Source organism: Enterobacter cloacae complex sp. IR5441 (assembly GCF_049238215.1).
In the GTDB taxonomy this organism is placed as follows: domain Bacteria; phylum Pseudomonadota; class Gammaproteobacteria; order Enterobacterales; family Enterobacteriaceae; genus Enterobacter; species Enterobacter hormaechei_C.
In genome coordinates this window covers 19576-36715 of sequence record NZ_JBMKIA010000032.1, presented here as the reverse complement: position 1 = coordinate 36715, position 17140 = coordinate 19576, and the positions used below count along the sequence as shown (strand labels likewise).

Genomic DNA, 17140 nt, shown 5'->3' with positions numbered 1-17140 from the left:
GTTCGCACATCTTGTTGTCTGATTATTGATTTTTCGCGAAACCATTTGATCATATGACAAGATGTGTATCCACCTTAACTTAATGATTTTTACCAAAATCATTAGGGGATTCATCAGTGTAAAGCCCGCCTGGCGAGCCAGGTTTTTACGTTTTAAAGCCATGATTTAACCTACCATATTATTAAGTTGCAGAAGCGGTTGTAATATTGACAGAACGATGAATAAAACAATCGTCGCCATGGATACCACCAGCGCCGGTTCAAAGACCGACAGCGTTAATGTAATTCGATGTTGTAAGGCCGATTCCTGATTTTCCGCCGCGCGATCCATTAAATTACCTAATTCCCCGCTCTCTTCACCGGAGGCAATCATATACAGCATGGTGGGGGGGAATAATTTCGCCTGTTCCAGCGCCGCATACAGCGACGCCCCCTGACGCACGGTGTCGGCGGCCTGCTCCAGCACCTGCCGGGCATAGCGGTTTTCAATACCGTCCATCGCGATATACATTCCCTCTAGCAGCGGCACGCTACTGGCCTGCAAAATGCTCAGGGTACGGATATAGCGGGCGCTGTTGATGGCGCAGACCAGCTTTTTAATCGGCGAGCCGTTCACCAGCCAGCTGTGCCAGCGAAAACGGTTTTTGGCATTCCTCAGCCAGGTTTTGAAGCCGATAAAGCCGCCCCCCAGAATGCCCACAATATAAATGCCCCAGGCTTGCAGGAAATCACTTACCGCAATCAGCGTCCGGGTGGTGATCGGCAGCTGCTGCTTCATGTGGGTAAACTGCTCGATCACCTGCGGCACCACCGCCACCAGCAGGATGCTGATGACCGCGATGGCGACCACGGTGAGGGTTATCGGGTAGACCATTGCCTGCGTCAGCTTGCTTTTCATCTTCTGGCGCTGCTCGTTGTACTCCGCCAGCTTTTCCAGCACGTCGCCCAGGTGACCGGTTTTCTCCCCGGCCATCACCAGCGTGCAGTAAAGCTTGTCGAAGGTGCGCGGAAACTGGCTGAAGGCATCGAACAGGGTGTGGCCTTCCACCACCTTCTCGCGGATCTCCACCACCATCGCCGCCAGCTTTTTGTCTTCCGTCTGCTTTGAGATCGCTTTCAGCGCGCTCTCCAGCGGCAGCGCGGCGTTGACCAGCGTCGAAAGCTGACGGGTAAACATCGACAGCACCGGAGTGGAGAGCTTCACCCCGGTTTTCGCTTTCCCGCCAGCCGCCGTTTCGCGGGTTTCGGTGATGCTGACGGGCATCAGCTTTTGCTCGCGAAGCCACTGGCGAACCTGCTTCTGCCCCTCGGCCTGTAACGTCCCGCGCTGTGTTTTCCCCGCGGCATCCGTTGCCGTCCAGGCGTAGAAAGCCATTACGCATCCCCCCCACGTTCGGCGGTGACGCGCATGACCTCTTCCAGAGACGTCACGCCGCCGATCACCTTCAGCAGCCCGTTTTCACGCAGGCTGTAGGCATGCTTAAAAAGCTGCGTTTCGAGGGACATTTCGTCCTTATCTTCATGGATGGCGCGGCGCATGGCGCTGTCCACCACCAGGAATTCATGGATACCGGCGCGGCCCTGATAGCCGCTCTGACGGCAGTGTTCGCACCCCACCGCGCGGTAAATCGCGTCTGGCGGCGCGGCCATAAAGCTGAACAGCGCTTTTTCATTGGCGTCCAGCGGACTGGTGGTCCGGCAGTGCGTACACAGCCGACGCACCAGACGCTGGGCAATGACACCGAGCAGCGATGAACCGATTAAGAAGGACTCCAGCCCCATATCCCGCAGACGGGTTATCGCCCCTGCGGCACTGTTGGTGTGCAGCGTCGACATCACCAGGTGACCGGTCAGCGACGCCTGCACCGCAATCTGGGCGGTCTCACCGTCGCGAATTTCCCCGATCATCACCACGTCCGGGTCCTGACGCAGAATGGCGCGCAGCCCGCGGGCAAAGGTCATGTCCACGCGCGGGTTAACCTGCGTCTGCCCCACCCCTTCCAGCTCGTACTCAATCGGATCTTCCACGGTCAGAATGTTGCGTTCGTGGCCGTTCAGCGCCGAGAGTATGGCGTACAGCGTGGTACTTTTACCGGAACCCGTCGGGCCGGTAACGAGGATGATCCCGTGCGGGCGGTCGATCAGCCCTTTCAGCTTCTCCAGCTCTTCATCAATCAGCCCCAGCTTGTTGATGTCGGGCTTGAGATTGCTTTTATCGAGCAGGCGCATCACCACGCGCTCGCCGTACTGGGACGGAATGGTCGAGACGCGCACGTCGATGGCCTTGCGACCGATGCGCAGGGAGATACGGCCATCCTGCGGGAGGCGTTTCTCGGCGATGTCGAGTTTCGACATCACCTTGATACGCGACACCAGCAGCGGGGCGAGCTTACGCGCCGGTTGCAGCACCGGGCGCAGCACGCCGTCAACGCGAAAGCGTATGCTCAGGGTGCGCTCGAAGGTTTCGATATGAATATCCGACGCGCCGTCCTTCACCGCCTCGCCGAGAATGGCGTTGATCAGGCGGATCACCGGCGAGTTTTCGTCGTTATCGAGCAGATCTTCGTTATCCGGGATCTCCTCGGTTAACGCCATCAGATCGATATCCGCGTCCATGTCGTCCACCAGCTGCTGCGACACGCCGCTGCTCTGCTGCCAGATTTTAGCCAGCATCTCGTCAAACGCTTCCGGCGCCAGGGTGATCGGGACGAATGCGCGTCCCAGCACCCGGCGCACCTCCAGCAGTGCTAATGCCGGGGTGTCCTCACGGATATAGACGTCATTGTTGTAAAGCAGAACGCCGTTATCTTTTGCGTAGTTGCTGCTACACAGGGTTTTAGTCAGTTCGTCCACGTTTCCCCTCCGCCTTACTCTTTAAACGGATTGCGTGCCGCGGAGGTTTTCGCGGGTGCGGCGCTGGCGGCAGGGAACGCTGGCAGTACGGCGTTGTCCGTCGGTTCAATAATGCCCAGCTTCTTCTCTTCCGCTCGCTGCATCTGGCGCACCCGGATCTGGTCGTATTTCTCTTTCGAGGCTGCGCTGTAGTTGTCGTCGTCACGCAGGACGGTGGTATGAATAAACACCATCAGGTTGCGTTTAGAGGTATCCTGCGAGGTGTAGCGGAACAGCTGCCCGACCAGCGGGATATCGCCGAGCAGCGGCACTTTGGAGACCGACTGTTTGGTCACATTTTCCATCAGACCGCCGAGCACCACCGTCTGGCCACTGTGGACCATCACTTCGTTATTGATCGTGCGCGTGTTGAAGGTTGGGCCGAGGCTGGAATCTTCCGTTGCGCTGTTGTCGACGCTGGATACTTCCTGCTCAATCTTCAGGTGGATCATGTCGCCATCGTTGATTTGCGGCACAATCTTCAGCTTGGTCCCCACGGTTTTACGCTCAACCGAGTTAAAGACGTTGTCGCCGCTGGTGGTTTGCGAACCGGAAAGCACCGGCACATCCTGACCGACGTTGAACGACGCTTCTTTATTATCCAGCGTGACCACGCTTGGCGTGGAGAGGATGTCGTTTTTACCGTCGGTGGAGAGCGCGGTCACCAGCGCACCGAAATCACCGTTAAAGAAGCCGGTCGCAAGGCCCGTGAAGCTCGCCCCTTTCATGGTGCCATTTTTAATCTGGCTGATTGGCAGGCCGGTAGCGCCAAACTGCACGCCGCCGTGCTTGCTCGTCCACTGCACGCCAAGATCCAGGCCGTTGCCGTCCTGCACTTCGGCAATGATCGCTTCCACCAGCACCTGCGGACGGCGAATATCCAGCTTGTCGATCACCTTCTCCAGGGAGTTCATCACGTTAGGCTGCGCGGTGATCACCAGGGAGTTGGTCGACTCGTCGGCGGTAATGTTCAGGTCTGTTGAGGCGCTCGCGGTTTTCGCTTTGGCCGCGCCCGGCTTGTCTTTCAGCTGCTCGCCAATCCCCGTCAGCACCGGTACCACTTTGGTGGCGCTGGCATATTTGAGGTAGAAGACGCGGGTGTTCCCCTCGTTATTCTGCTCGCGATCCAGCTGATGGATAAGGGAACGGGTACGCGCGCGCGCATCTTCCGAGCCGCTGATCACCAGGCTATTGGTTTCGTCATCCGCCACCACCTTGGTCGCCAGCTGCGGCGCATTCTGCCCCTTCTGCTCTTCGTTGTTGAGGTTATTCAACATATCCGAAAGCTCTTTGGCAGAGGCAAAGCGCAGCGGGATGATTTCGCGGCGCTGAATACCGTCTTTATCGACGCGCTGAACCAGATCCACCAGTCGGTTCACCACCGAGGCTTTACCGGTTAACAGCAGGACGTTGGACGGCTCAAAGTGGACCACATTCCCGATGCCGGTGGCATCGTTGAGCTGGCGCAGCAGCGGGGCCAGCTCGCGAACGGGTACGTTTTCCATGCGCACCACGCGGGTGATAATCTCGTCACCTTTGCCCGGGTTTTTGCTGTCTGCCAGCGGCGCACCGGCGGTACGCGCTACGCTTGAGCGCACCACTTTGACCATGCCGTTGTCCATCGGGATCACCGACAGGCCGTAGAGATCCAGCACGCTCAGGAAGAACTGGTAATACTCATCCTCCGTCAGCACGTTGTAGGTTCTGACCGAGACGGTTCCCTGGACGGACGGATCGACCAGAATAGTTTTGTTGAGATTGCGACCTACCGTATCGATAAACTCGCGAATATCAGTATTTTTAAAACTTGCGCTAAAGTTAGCTGCAAGCAGCGAACTGGAATATAACGACAATGCGGTCAGCGCCACGCACGCCCAGGGAAATTTTTTCATGTCTGCACACTTATTAATTATTTAGAACATTAACCCGAATATTTTCAAGGTGAGCGTGACGTCGTACGATGACCTCCGCTTCTTTCATTTTCGACCAGTTGGCAATAATGCTTTTCGCTTTTGCTTCATCGGTCATATCGACAGAGTTAACCTGAATCGCCACATCGCCTTTTTCCAGACCTGACTGACTGTAAAAGGCGGAGGCATTCCTTGGGTTTATCCTGTAGCCTTCCAGTCGGCCTTTTTCAATGATGGGTTTTAACACCAGATAATCATCAAGATGCACACTCTCTGCGCCAGCATCTTTCGTCGATTTTGTAACCGGGCCGCTCTCCACGCCCCCCTTAAAATAGTCCGGTTTATTTAACGCCAGTACCTGCGTAGCACCTTCATAATTAACCACCACATTATCTTTGTTTATTTCCTGAATAAATGCGTCGTTAAACCCGGCGAGCGGTTCACCCTCGCGGTAGCTTCGCTGGCCGCCCGGGGTTTTGATGACAGCGAAGGAGAGCCAGGCGTCATCACTGCGCACAATGCCTTCAATCTCCGCCGCCAGCGGGGGTTTTGCCGCAGCCGATAAGTTCTCCTGACGGACGGCAGCCGTAAAAAGCGTGAAGGGTTTGTCTTCGCGCGTTTTTTTCAGCGGCTGTAGGTCAGAATTAGCAAACTTATTCATAACTTTTTTATAATCTTTAAAGGTGAGATAGCCTTGCTGGCCACAAAAAATGAGCAGCAAAAACATAATACAAGGCGTTATCCACCGTGACAGAAATGAGAACCTCATTTTTTATCCGGCCTATAGCAAAGCAAAAATAAGCAGCGTCATACTGCGCCAATATGGAGGAAAATAGTAATAAGCTGTTGCAAACGCGACCACTGACTTCGCCACCAACTTTCATAAAGAAAAATATTGACCGTATAAATTCCAGATGTTAGGCGCAGCCGGCTGGATATTTTTACTCTGTCTGCAAATTGACCGCTCAGGGGCATTACCTTACTTTCTGCTGCTGTTGCTATTCCTAATCAGAGACGGTAAGTCGTTATGTATCAGAGTCACTTTAATTTTAAAAATCCGCCATTCAGGACAATCACCCGTTTATCCGGTGATTTTCTGGTGCCTTATCATCAGGACGTGTTCAACCTGCTGAAAGAGAAAACCCAGCTGGCGGGAATTATCGGGCTTTTTTGCGACGACGCTCCGCTTCTGGGCCAGTTCGTCGACGCGCTTAAAGCCAGCAACAATACCGTTCTTGCCATCAACGCGTTTCCCAAACTGAGTGCCAGTAGCCTGCTGTACAAACTCAACCCGGGAACGAAAGCGATTAAAGATCGCATGCAGGCGGTGGATGCCGTCCTGCGCCAGTGGCAGGAGGGGAAAGCGAAATCCAGAGTAGTGACGATCGCCCATTTCGAAGCCATGAAGGAGAGCTGCCGTGAAGTCCTGGGAACGCTGCTCACGCGCGCCCAGGAGCTGAACTTCCGGCTCGCCGTGGTACTGACGGGCACTGCGGATCAGGAGATCCTGCTAAAGCAACCTGAACTGCGCGAATATACGCACACGCATCATGCCCTGCGCCCCCTGACCTGCCGCGAATACCTGAGCTATGTTCAGGCCCAGTGCGAAGAACACGGCTGCGAAAACTCGCCGTTGCCGCCTGCCCGCGTGCGCAAAATGCACACGCTGACCAAAGGCAATATCAGCAAACTGAATGCGCTGGCGCACCTGTCAATGCTCGCCGCCTGGACGGAACGCGCGGCGCAGGTCAGCCCACGTCATTTACGTCTGGCGGCGGGAGAGATCCTGCCCGCCCAAAAACACGGTAAGCGCCTGGCGACCGTGGGGCTGTTTGCGTCCGTGCTGTTTGCCGCCTGCGGCTGGTATTTGACCACATCGATCGGCGCACGCCTGCCGATCCAGCTGCCGGTGCCCGTCAGCTGGAAACAGCAATCGCTAAAAGTCGAAGCGCCCGTAGTGCCGGTTATCGACAACGAAATAGTTAATCAGCCGGATGCGATGCATCAGTTGTATCTCATGTGGGGGTATGACGCCTCGGCCGAAGATGCGCTGTGCCAGAACGCCGCCAAAGTAAACCTGATGTGTAAACAGGGGAACGCGTCGCCGGAGACGCTGGCGCAGGAAGGGTATCCGTGGGTCAGTGAACTGAAAACCAGCGGCCATCTTAACTATGCGGTGGTCGCCAGGGTCGGGGACACGTCCATTGACCTGTTAATGAATAACCGGACCTGGCAGGTGAGTCGCAGCTGGTTTAACCGGCACGCGACCGGCAACTTCACCCAGCTGCACCGCCTGACACCGGAAGGTAAAGACGCGATCGGCGCGGCCAGCGACAGCAAAGATATGGCCTGGCTGGATCAGCAATTAAGCCTGGCGCTGAGCCAGCCCGAAACGCATGCCCGGATCTGGACCACAGAGATGATGAAACGCACCCGCGAGTTCCAGCAAAAAATGCATCTGCACGTGGATGGTATCCCCGGTGAAGATACGCTGATGCAGCTGATGCGCGTGACCAACAGCACGCCGGGCGTACTGATTCAGACCACCCGCACCACCCCGGACGCGAAAATGCAGGAGAAGAAAGCCTAATGTCGACCATCTGTCTTGCGGCCCAGCGCAGCTATACAACCGGGGAAGCGGTCTGGTTTTCGTACCGTCTCCCCAGCCTGAAAAACATATTCGGCAAAACAGCGTTATGGCTGGTCGGGCTTTGCGTCATGCTGGTTGTCGGCCTGTATATGCACGTCTACTGGAACCTGCGCCACCCGGCGCCTGAACCGGTCAACGCCAGCGTTGCTAAACCGGAAACGCAGCTTTCGGATATGCATTACGTGTACGTGAGTAAACCGTTCCCGCAGCCTAAAGCTGCGCCAGTGCCAGTTGATGTTCCATCGATGCAGGATCTGCCGATCAACAGTGATGATGGCGACTGGCAGCAGGCGCCCGACGGCGCGGTGCCACACGACGCCTCGCGGGATACCTTACCCGGGACCGAAGCGCATGAGCACGATAACGCTCCCGCCAGCACGGGCAGTGAAGAGTCATCATTAACAGAATTATTTAAGCAGGCGCTAAAAGAGCAGGAGCAGGATTATTCTCAAGGAAAAATTCCCGCGCCGCCGGTTGACGAAACGCAGGATAATTCACAAGCCAGTGTAAAAAACAGTGGAAATAGCCGTTCTCCTTTCAGTAAAAAAGGAGACGGCGGGAGCAGGTATTAATATTTTTCAGGCAGTGCGGTAAGGTTAAGCAGTCGACCTTTTTCCACCACAATATATTGACCCTTTTTCAGATCGGAGAGGATTTTAATAATAGTGCTACGTGCCAGGTTAGTGTATTCCTGAATGTAATCATAAACGTTAATATCACGCTGTTGTTGAACAATCAGGTCGTTAATCTCATATAAAAATTCGCGGACAACGGAATACGCACTGCGGGCAACCAGAACATCATCACGTTTGCTCAGCATGCAGATGTACCAGGAAAGGACTTTGGTCAGTTCTGGCCACAGATTTTTTTCGGTCATCAGCTGGGCGAAGACCTCTTTCTTGATCGAGCGAACAACCGTATTAGTCCGAACAAGGCCGTACATATGGGTGGCGCTGTAATACATTGACGACAGGCCGAAAATGCATTGCCCGGTGACGGTGAACATGCACAGTTCATCAGATTCACGTCGAAATTCGACTTCACCGCTGACGATAATATGAATATAGCCGGAATCAGAGGTGGAAATTTTCTGCCATTTTTTTAACGTTCTTTCTTCAACGCCTGAGGTTGCAGAAATGATCTTTTCCATTTCATGTTGCGGACGTAATTTTTTTCCATAGATGCTTAACATTGTTATACCCGATTTAAGATGTGATTTTTAAAAAGCATGGCCACGGTGTTGTTACCGAGCCATAAATATTTTTCCTGATGAAAACGTCAAGAATAAACAAAAAAAGAGTGAAGCTTTTTATTAATTCGCCAAATTACTTAGCGCGCTATGTGTCCATCTTAAATCCGGATAATTTTAAGTCAATTAACTAAAAATGAAATGAGTTTGTACTTAGGATTAATCTGATAGAAACTTACGAAAATATACTCATTCGGGGGTAGTCCGAAGGTTTACCCCTGCCCGTATTTCTCTAAAAGTGCTTCGGCAATCGCCATGGTTTCCACATCCGCTACGCCATTCCATAACTGCGGACGGAAATGCGTCTGGAAAACCATGATGATGCGTTTTTGCTGTTCGGGCGTACTGTTTTCTGGCACTTCGTAACCGTAGCGCGCCAGCAAATCGAGCAGTGCTGCGGTATCAACCTGCTGATAATGCGGTCGCCCGTTGATATAAAAATCTACGCGCGCCGGATCGGGCCAGGCTCCGATACCCTGCTGCGCCAGTTCGCGCCACGGAAACAGTGGCCCAGGATCGTCTTTACGCTGCGGGGCGATATCCGAGTGTGCCACCACGTTCTGCGGTTTAATGTCGTAGCGGGCGATGATGTCTCTGGCAAGCGGGATCAGCGCCGCAATTTGCCCCGGTTCGAAGGGGGTAAAGGTTTTCACGTCACCGGTTTTCCGCCAGCCGCGGTTTTCCAGCTCAATGCCGACGGAGGTATCATTTATGCGGTTGGTGCCACGCCAGAAGCTGATGCCCGCATGCCAGGCCAGTTCGCTCTCCGGGACCAGCTGCCAGATACGCGGTTTGCCCTGCGGAGCTGGCGGCTTTGCGGGGATGAGATAGTGAGAGCTGACGTTTTTATCGGTCAGGGTCGCAAGCGAGGTGTCGAAATCATCGGCGGTGTAGTGAATAACCAGCACCTTTATACGCGGGTAGGCCGCCTGCGCCTGATGGCGCGTATCCAGCTCGTACGCGCCTTTATCAACAATGCCCTCTTCCGAGGCGCATCCTGCCAGCAACATCGCCAGCAGGAGGGTTGAGAGCGAACGCTTCATCGACGGGTTTTCACCGCCGTACCGCTTACGCTCACCATCAGCATGCTGGCATCTTTCCCGACCGTTTCGTAGTCGATATCAATGCCCACCACCGCATCCGCGCCCAGCGCTTTGGCCTGCTCGCCCAGCTCCTTAAAAGCAATCTCGCGCGCCTTACGCAGCTCTTTCTCGTACGCGCCGGAACGACCCCCGACGATATCCCGAATGCCGGCAAAGAAATCGCGGAAAATGTTTGCGCCCAGAATCGCCTCACCGGTGACCACGCCGCAGTACTCGGTAATCGGTTGACCTTCCAGGGTTGGCGTTGTTGAAAATTGCATACTTTCTCTCCTTCTTTAGCGTTCAATGCGTTAGCGACAGCATTATCGGTTCGTTACGCTATGATTGAAAGGATAGTTAATAAATAAGGAAATCAACATGCGCTACTCTGCTTTAACGCTTTTAGTGCCATGCGCGCTGGTGCTCAGCGCCTGCACAACGCCGGTCACGCCAGCCTTTAAGGATATCGGAACCCGCAGCGGCCCTTGTATTGAGGGTGGCCCGGATGCCGTGGCGCAACAATTTTATGATTACCGTATTCAGCATCGCGGTAATGACCTGACCGCCCTGCGCCCGTACCTGAGCGATAATCTGGCGAAACTGCTCACCGACGCTTCGCGCGATCCGCAGCACAACGCCCTGCTGTCATCCGATCCGTTCTCCAGCCGCGCCACGCTGCCGGACAGCGCCGACGTCGCCAGCGCGTCCACCATACCGAATACCGACGCACGCAATATTCCCCTGCGCGTGAAGCTCACCCAGGGGACGCAAACCTGGCAGGATGAGGTGCTGATGATCCGTGAAGGCCAGTGCTGGGCAATAGACGATGTGCGCTACATTGGCGGCAGCGTTCATGCCCCGGCGGGCACCCTTCGCCAGTCGATCGAGAACCGCTAACGCCTCCGTTCAATAAACGTTAACCCCGTAAAATGTCCGGCATTTCCTGCGGAATGCCGACATTTATACTCGCCCCCCTTTCCCGTCGCTATTTTGTGCTATGTTTAAGAGGAAACACGGGTTATATTTAACTTTTAACGCAGAAATATTGCATAACTATTCTGTCAACGGTACTATCTGCGGCCTCAATTGCTATAGATTGCCTGGATGAGTAAAGACTGCCCCGATGAGTATTAAACTAAACGGCATTAACTGCTTCTACGGCGCACACCAGGCGCTGTTCGACATTACGCTGAGTTGCCCGGAGGGCGAAACGCTGGTTTTGCTCGGCCCAAGCGGCGCGGGAAAAAGCTCCCTTCTGCGTGTTCTTAATCTGCTTGAAATGCCCCGTTCGGGGACGCTGGCCATCACCGGTAACCATTTTGACTTCGCGAAAACCCCGTCTGATAAAGCGATTCGTGAACTGCGTCAAAACGTGGGCATGGTTTTCCAGCAATACAATCTCTGGCCGCATCTGACGGTGGTGCAAAACCTGATTGAAGCCCCGTGCCGCGTGCTTGGCTTAAGCAAAGACCAGGCGATGGCGCGTGCGGAAAAGCTGCTGGAACGTCTGCGTCTGAAACCGTACAGCGACCGGTACCCTTTACACCTCTCTGGTGGTCAGCAACAGCGTGTGGCGATCGCCCGTGCGCTGATGATGGAGCCGGCAGTGCTGCTGTTTGACGAGCCAACCGCGGCGCTGGACCCGGAAATTACCGCCCAGATCGTGAGCATTATTCGTGAGCTGGCGGAAACCAACATTACCCAGGTCATCGTGACCCACGAGGTGGAAGTGGCGCGCAAAACCGCCAGCCGCGTGGTCTATATGGAAAACGGGTATATCGTTGAGCAGGGTGACGCGAGCTGCTTCACTAACCCGCAAACCGATGCCTTCAAAAACTATTTATCTCACTGATGTGTTAGGGAAATTATAATGAAAAAAGTATTGATTGCCGCGCTGCTTGCTAGCGTCAGCCTTTCCGCTACCGCAGCCCAGACCATCCGTTTCGCCACTGAAGCGTCCTACCCTCCGTTTGAATCCATTGATGCGAACAACAAGATTGTTGGCTTCGACGTGGACCTGGCAAACGCCCTGTGTAAAGAGATCGACGCGACCTGTACCTTCAGCAACCAGGCGTTCGACAGCCTGATCCCAAGCCTGAAGTTCCGCCGTATCGACGCCGTAATGGCCGGAATGGACATCACTCCGGAGCGAGAAAAGCAGGTTCTGTTCACCACCCCTTACTATGACAACTCGGCCCTGTTCATCGGTCAGAAAGGTAAATACGCCTCCGTTGACCTGCTGAAAGGCAAGAAAGTCGGCGTGCAGAACGGCACCACGCACCAGAAATTCATCATGGATAAGCATCCGGAAATCACCACCGTGCCGTATGACAGCTACCAGAATGCGAAGCTGGACCTGCAAAACGGTCGTATCGATGCGGTGTTCGGGGACACGGCTGTTGTGACTGAATGGCTGAAAGCGAACGACAAGCTGGCCGCCGTGGGTGACAAGGTGACCGATAAAGACTACTTCGGTACAGGTCTGGGTATTGCCGTACGTCAGGGCAATACCGAGTTGCAGCAGAAATTCAACGCTGCGCTGGAAAAAGTGAAGAAAGACGGCACCTACGAAACCATCTACAAAAAATGGTTCCAGAAGTAATTCCTGATGAATGAAATTTTTCCTTTAGCAAGCGCCGCCGGGATGACCGTCGGCCTTGCCGTTTGTGCACTGATTATCGGCCTCGTACTGGCGATGTTCTTTGCGGTGTGGGAGTCCGTTAAGTGGCGCCCTGTCGCATGGCTCGGTTCAGCGCTGGTGACTGTGCTGCGTGGACTGCCGGAAATTCTGGTGGTCCTGTTTATCTATTTCGGCTCCTCACAGCTGCTGTTAACACTGTCGGACGGCTTCACGATTAATCTCGGCTTTGCGCAGATCCCGGTGCAGATGCAGATTGAGAACTTCGACGTCAGCCCGTTCCTGTGCGGCGTGATTGCGCTCTCCCTGCTCTATTCGGCCTATGCGTCACAAACGCTGCGCGGCGCGCTGAAAGCGGTACCGCAGGGTCAATGGGAATCCGGCCAGGCGCTGGGTCTGTCGAAAGCGGCGATCTTCTTCCGCCTGGTGATGCCGCAGATGTGGCGTCATGCCCTGCCAGGGCTGGGTAATCAGTGGCTGGTACTGCTGAAAGATACCGCGCTGGTGAGCCTGATCAGCGTGAACGATTTGATGTTGCAAACCAAAAGTATCGCCACCCGTACGCAGGAGCCGTTTACCTGGTACATCGTCGCGGCGGCTATCTACCTGGTGATCACGTTGCTAAGCCAGTACGTTCTGAAGCGTATTGATCTGCGCGCAACGCGTTTTGAACGGAGACCAGGCTGATGCTGGATTATTTACCCGAACTGATGAAAGGGCTGCACACCAGCCTGACGCTGACCGTCGCGTCTATCATCGTGGCGCTGATCCTGGCGCTGATCTTCACCATCGTCCTGACGCTGAAAACGCCGGCGCTGGTGTGGATTGTACGTGGCTACATTACGCTCTTTACCGGAACGCCGCTGCTGGTGCAGATCTTCCTGATTTACTACGGCCCGGGCCAGTTCCCGTCGTTACAGGAATATCCGGTTATCTGGCATCTGCTCTCTGAGCCATGGCTCTGCGCCCTGATTGCCCTCTCCCTGAACAGCGCGGCCTATACCACGCAGCTGTTCTACGGCGCCATTCGCGCGATCCCGGAAGGCCAGTGGCAGTCCTGCGGGGCGCTGGGCATGAGCAAGAAGGATACGCTGGCGATCCTGCTGCCTTATGCCTTTAAGCGCGCCCTCTCTTCCTATTCCAACGAAGTCGTGCTGGTGTTCAAAAGTACCTCTCTGGCCTACACCATCACCCTGATGGAAGTGATGGGCCACGGACAGCTGCTGTACGGACGCACCTACGACGTGATGGTGTTCGGGGCGGCGGGTCTGGTCTATCTGGTGGTCAACGGTCTGCTGACCCTGATGATGCGTCTTATCGAGCGTAAGGCGCTGGCGTTTGAGCGCAGAAATTAATCGACTTAATGCATAAAGCTGTTTTCGTAGTGCGGGTAACCTGATGGGTTACCCGCATTTTTTTATGCATTAAATAATATTTAATCATATTTATTGCATATAAATTCATTGAGTGGCATTGTACATCCATGCCGCAGACACGGCGCATAATGACAAGATTGACAGACGGGAGCATTACAATGAAAAAGTTAGTTCTGGCCGCATTCCTCGCAACCTTCGCCGCTGGCGCATCCGCCGCAGATAAAATCAATTTCGGCGTTTCTGCCACCTATCCGCCGTTTGAATCGCTGGATGCCAGCAACCAGATCGTCGGCTTCGACATCGACCTGGCGAAAGCGCTGTGCAAGCAGATGCAGGCCGACTGCACCTTTACTAACCACGCATTTGACAGCCTGATCCCGTCCCTGAAATTTAAAAAGTACGACGCGGTGATCTCCGGCATGGACATCACGCCAGAGCGCAGCAAGCAGGTCGCGTTCACCGACCCGTACTACGCGAACTCTGCGGTGGTGATTGCGAAGAAAGGGGCTTATAAATCTTTCGACGAGCTGAAAGGCAAGCGCATCGGCATGGAGAACGGCACCACGCACCAGAAATACCTCCAGGACAAGCATCCTGAAGTGAAAACCGTGGCCTACGACAGCTACCAGAACGCCATTATCGACCTGAAAAATGGCCGTATTGATGGCGTATTTGGCGACACCGCGGTCGTGAATGAGTGGCTGAAAACCAACCCGCAGCTGGGTACAGCGACGGAGAAAGTGACCGATCCGCAGTATTTCGGCACTGGCCTCGGTATTGCCGTGCGTCCGGATAACAAGGCTCTGCTTGAGAAACTGAACGGCGCGCTGAAAGCGATCAAAGCTGACGGCACATACCAGAAAATCAGCGATCAGTGGTTCCCGCAATAACCTTTTTTGCCGGGTGACCTGGCCTACGGGGGTGGTCTGTAGGCCGGGTAAGGCGAAGCCGCCACCCGGCAATTTCTTAAAGCGGCACAAAGAACCTGAACCGTGCCCCGCTCACGGACTCCATCAGCCTGATCCCCCCGCCGTGCAGCTCCAGCATTCTTTTCACGATTAACAGCCCTAACCCGCCCCGGTGCTCCCGTGAGGCCTGTGGATTTAACGCTGACGGACGCTGGAACAGATCGTCCCGTAATGCGGCATCAACACCCGTTCCGCTGTCGGCCACTTCAACCTGTAACCGGTCGTTCTCCTGCCACACCGCCAGACGAATGTCTCCACCTGCTGGGGTATGGCGTATCGCATTATCCAGCAGATTCGTCACCACCCGTTCAATCATGGAAACATCGGCCAACACCTGCGGCAGCGGACCCGGGACGTCAATGTGCAGATTTAACTCACGCGTGCGGGCAGCGAGTTCAAACTTTTGCGCCACGTCGGAAATCAGTTCAGCCATGGCAAAACGCTCGCGCTGGGGCTTGATGCCGCCGTGCTCAAGACGCGCCAGCTCGAACAGCTGCTGCGACAGATGGCGTACCTTTTGCCCCTGACGCAGCGCGGTAGCGAGGTACTGCTGATGCTCCTGCGGCGACAGCGTTGCGGATTTCAGCGACAGCGTTTCCAGATAACCCAGCAGCGACGTCAGCGGGGTGCGTAAGTCGTGCGAAATGTTGGCGATAAACTCCCGGCGCTGGCGGTCGCTGTCGGCCAGCCGATCCCACTGAGAGGTGATTTTGCGCGCCAGCTCGATAAAGGTATTGCGCAGGATCGCCACTTCATCCTGGCCGGCAGGCTCAAGCGGCTGGGCCGCCAGCTGCTTAATCGCGCTGATGCTGTCCTGCTCCAGCCCGGCCACGTCCAGCGTGAGCTCTTTAACCGGGCGCGTCACCCAGTACCAGAGCAGCAACCCCGCCAGCAGACCAAACAGCGCCACCAGCAGCATCGACCACAGCGCCGTACTCCAGAGCGCTTTGTGCCAGGCCATCTCCGCCAGCGCGTTGGACTCCTCCCCCTGCAAAATAATGTACAGATACCCCTTCAGCTCACCGTCCTGCCGCAGCGGGGTGGCGCTGAAGACTTTCTTATTCTGGCTTCGGGGATCGTCGCCAAACACCGGCATCACCGTCCCGCTGAGGAAATTCTGTATCGGCACGAGGTCAATTTTTTGCCGCTGAATGTGCCCTGGCGGGGCGGCATCGGCCAGGATATCGCCATCTGGCGAGACAACATACAGCTCGACGCTCGGATTAAAGGTCATCAGCCGGTCGAACAGCGGTTTTAAGGCGCTGCGATCCACCCTGCCCTGCGCATCCACAATCGCTTCCCGCTGCACAATCTGCTGCGCCAGCCCGCCGGAGAGCCGCTGCACCATCGCATTGCCGTACTGCATGCTACTGTAGAGCTGCACCGCACAGGCGACGGTGGCGCAGAGCAGCAGTAACGCCGTAAACAGCAGCGTCAGGCGCTGGCTCAGGCTAAAGCGACGCATCATGATTCTGCTCCGCAAATTTGTAGCCTTTGCCCCAGACGGTGCGAACGATCTCCGGCTCGGCGGCATCTTTCTCTATTTTAATGCGCAGGCGGTTAATGTGGGTATTGACGGTGTGTTCGTAGCCTTCGTGCTGATACCCCCATACCTGCTCCAGCAGTGCCAGCCGCGAAAAGACCTCTCCGGGATGGCGGGCAAAGAAATAGAGCAGTTCAAATTCGCGCGGGGTGAGATCGACGTGTTGGCCGTTAAGGCGCACGGTGCGCGCCAGCGGATCGATAGTCAGTCCGTGCGCCTGAATAATGCCGTCCGTCTGCGCCTGGCCCATCGCCTGCTGACGGCGAAACAGCGCCTTAATGCGGGCAATCAGCTCCTGCACCGAGAAAGGTTTTGCCAGATAATCATCCGCCCCGGTTTCCAGGCCGGTAATACGGTCAGTTTCACTGCTGCGGGCGCTAATGATGATAATGGGCAGGTAGCGGGTCATCTGGCGGATACGGCGGCAAATCTCCAGACCATCGACATTCGGCAGCATCAGATCGAGGATCACCGCGTCCCACGGCTGTGTTTCAAGACGCTGTAAGGCGTTGCCCCCGTCGGGCTCGTGGGTAATGGCATAGCCTTCATCTTCCAGGTTAAGACGCAGGAGTGCCGCGATATCGTGGTCATCTTCTACCAGCAGGATCTGCTTCATGGGTAAGCCTTCAATCATTTGTTATGACGTAAGCTTACCTGATTTCGAGCGGGGGAAGAGTTCACATTTTGTTGAACATTGTGCGGGGTTTATGCCGGGTGACGGCTTCGCCTTACCCGGCCTGCGCTTTGGTTAACAACGTGAGCTGACAGGCTATTTTGCCGACCAGTTGAAAGCGCCACGCTGGCTTAAAACAGAGACGGGAGTCGCATTACTG

The 17140-nt window shown here is 55.3% G+C and carries 17 protein-coding genes; 8 read left to right on the top strand and 9 right to left on the bottom strand.

The features are described 5' to 3' along the window. Positions 1-165: 165 nt before the first annotated feature. The 4 genes from gspF to gspC are packed head-to-tail and all read right to left on the bottom strand — an operon-like array spanning position 166 to position 5528. Complete coding sequence (gene gspF, locus ACOTX5_RS22130) at positions 166-1374, bottom strand: type II secretion system inner membrane protein GspF (RefSeq protein WP_017384864.1); 1209 nt, start codon at positions 1372-1374, stop codon at positions 166-168. Then, positions 1374-2852, bottom strand: coding sequence for a type II secretion system ATPase GspE (gspE, locus tag ACOTX5_RS22125; RefSeq protein ID WP_032619994.1), 1479 nt, complete (start codon positions 2850-2852; stop codon positions 1374-1376). Before gspE ends, gspF begins: the two co-directional genes overlap by 1 nt. 14 nt (positions 2853-2866) lie before the next feature. After that, the gene (gspD, locus tag ACOTX5_RS22120) at positions 2867-4783 is read right to left on the bottom strand and encodes a type II secretion system secretin GspD (RefSeq protein ID WP_017384866.1); all 1917 of its coding nucleotides are present in this window, start codon (positions 4781-4783) and stop codon (positions 2867-2869) included. Between the two features lie 13 nt (positions 4784-4796). After that, positions 4797-5528: a type II secretion system protein GspC gene (gspC, locus tag ACOTX5_RS22115; RefSeq protein WP_017693723.1), complete on the bottom strand. Its 732-nt coding sequence runs from the start codon at positions 5526-5528 to the stop codon at positions 4797-4799. A 300-nt stretch (positions 5529-5828) separates the two neighbouring features. Here gspC and ACOTX5_RS22110 point away from each other — a divergent pair, with 300 nt between their 5' ends. Further along, positions 5829-7391 carry a peptidoglycan-binding protein gene (locus tag ACOTX5_RS22110; protein ID WP_421632470.1) on the top strand — a complete coding sequence of 521 codons (1563 nt, stop codon included), beginning with the start codon at positions 5829-5831 and terminating at the stop codon, positions 7389-7391. Continuing rightward, positions 7391-8023, top strand: a complete 633-nt coding sequence (locus ACOTX5_RS22105) for a hypothetical protein (protein WP_045911414.1) — start codon at positions 7391-7393, stop codon at positions 8021-8023. Before ACOTX5_RS22110 ends, ACOTX5_RS22105 begins: the two co-directional genes overlap by 1 nt. Here ACOTX5_RS22105 and ACOTX5_RS22100 read toward each other — a convergent pair. The 3 genes from ACOTX5_RS22100 to ACOTX5_RS22090 form a co-directional block, all read right to left on the bottom strand. After that, the gene (locus ACOTX5_RS22100; RefSeq protein WP_023303371.1) at positions 8020-8643 is read right to left on the bottom strand and encodes a helix-turn-helix domain-containing protein; all 624 of its coding nucleotides are present in this window, start codon (positions 8641-8643) and stop codon (positions 8020-8022) included. The genes ACOTX5_RS22105 and ACOTX5_RS22100 overlap by 4 nt on opposite strands. A gap of 269 nt (positions 8644-8912) precedes the next feature. Continuing rightward, positions 8913-9743, bottom strand: a complete 831-nt coding sequence (locus ACOTX5_RS22095; RefSeq protein WP_063438840.1) for an N-acetylmuramoyl-L-alanine amidase — start codon at positions 9741-9743, stop codon at positions 8913-8915. Beyond that, on the bottom strand, positions 9740-10063 hold the full coding sequence (locus ACOTX5_RS22090) for a heavy metal-binding domain-containing protein (protein ID WP_006174327.1): 324 nt from the start codon (positions 10061-10063) through the stop codon (positions 9740-9742). The genes ACOTX5_RS22095 and ACOTX5_RS22090 overlap by 4 nt, the downstream gene beginning before the upstream one ends. 97 nt (positions 10064-10160) lie before the next feature. On the opposite strand from ACOTX5_RS22090, the gene ACOTX5_RS22085 reads away from it, so the two are divergent. From ACOTX5_RS22085 to artJ, 6 genes are all read left to right on the top strand, one after another. After that, entirely contained in the window at positions 10161-10679 is a 519-nt protein-coding gene (locus tag ACOTX5_RS22085) for a lipoprotein (RefSeq protein ID WP_015571007.1), read from the top strand. Positions 10680-10905: 226 nt separating this feature from the next. Further along, positions 10906-11634, top strand: coding sequence for an arginine ABC transporter ATP-binding protein ArtP (gene artP, locus ACOTX5_RS22080; RefSeq protein ID WP_045911415.1), 729 nt, complete (start codon positions 10906-10908; stop codon positions 11632-11634). 18 nt (positions 11635-11652) lie between these two features. Then, positions 11653-12384, top strand: coding sequence for an arginine ABC transporter substrate-binding protein ArtI (gene artI, locus ACOTX5_RS22075; protein WP_006174322.1), 732 nt, complete (start codon positions 11653-11655; stop codon positions 12382-12384). Positions 12385-12390: 6 nt separating this feature from the next. Next, positions 12391-13107, top strand: coding sequence for an arginine ABC transporter permease ArtQ (gene artQ, locus ACOTX5_RS22070; protein ID WP_003858367.1), 717 nt, complete (start codon positions 12391-12393; stop codon positions 13105-13107). Further along, positions 13107-13775 carry an arginine ABC transporter permease ArtM gene (gene artM / locus ACOTX5_RS22065; RefSeq protein WP_045340580.1) on the top strand — a complete coding sequence of 223 codons (669 nt, stop codon included), beginning with the start codon at positions 13107-13109 and terminating at the stop codon, positions 13773-13775. The genes artQ and artM overlap by 1 nt, the downstream gene beginning before the upstream one ends. 179 nt (positions 13776-13954) lie before the next feature. Further along, positions 13955-14686 (top strand): arginine ABC transporter substrate-binding protein ArtJ, encoded by a 732-nt coding sequence (artJ, locus tag ACOTX5_RS22060; protein ID WP_045911416.1) that lies wholly within the window; start codon positions 13955-13957, stop codon positions 14684-14686. A gap of 76 nt (positions 14687-14762) precedes the next feature. On the opposite strand, the gene ACOTX5_RS22055 is transcribed toward artJ, so the two are convergent. Continuing rightward, on the bottom strand, positions 14763-16232 hold the full coding sequence (locus ACOTX5_RS22055; RefSeq protein ID WP_045341375.1) for a sensor histidine kinase: 1470 nt from the start codon (positions 16230-16232) through the stop codon (positions 14763-14765). Further along, on the bottom strand, positions 16216-16923 hold the full coding sequence (locus tag ACOTX5_RS22050) for a response regulator transcription factor (protein WP_022650690.1): 708 nt from the start codon (positions 16921-16923) through the stop codon (positions 16216-16218). The genes ACOTX5_RS22055 and ACOTX5_RS22050 overlap by 17 nt, the downstream gene beginning before the upstream one ends. Positions 16924-17140 lie beyond the last annotated feature (217 nt).